This is a genomic window from Shewanella sp. Sh95 (genome assembly GCF_001308045.1).
GTDB lineage: Bacteria > Pseudomonadota > Gammaproteobacteria > Enterobacterales > Shewanellaceae > Shewanella > Shewanella xiamenensis.
On record NZ_LGYY01000155.1, the window covers coordinates 1 to 411 of the forward strand.

The following is a 411-nucleotide window of genomic DNA, read 5'->3' on the forward strand; positions in this document are numbered from 1 at the left end:
TTATTTTTTCGACCATCATCCATTGTTATAAAAATAGGTTTATTAACACGGTTTATATCATTCCAACGTTCAAATGTGAGCATCGTATAACCGTTATCTTTTAAATACTGCATATGTTTTTCGAATTGTTCAGGCGGTACGTATAAGCCGTAATCACCATCACCTGGTCCAGGGTATTTTTCAATCGCATGATACATCAAAAATGGTACATGTTGCTGGAATGTAATTTTAGATGTTACTAGATTTGTTTCCGTATTATCTTCTTTAATCCCTACTGTTTCAATTTGAAATTCTCCACGTTTTAAATGAAATGTTTTTAAATGAAGTGGGAGGGCAAAATCACGATCTTTTTCTTGTGAAGTAAAAGTTTGTTTGCTTTCAGGTCCATCGGCAGTACGCCAAATATTGTAA

The 411-nt window shown here is 33.6% G+C and carries 1 pseudogene; it reads right to left on the reverse strand.

Features of this window, described 5'->3' with window-relative positions:
• A pseudogene (locus AEA42_RS11470) lies at nt 1-411 on the reverse strand (hypothetical protein); the annotation flags it as partial.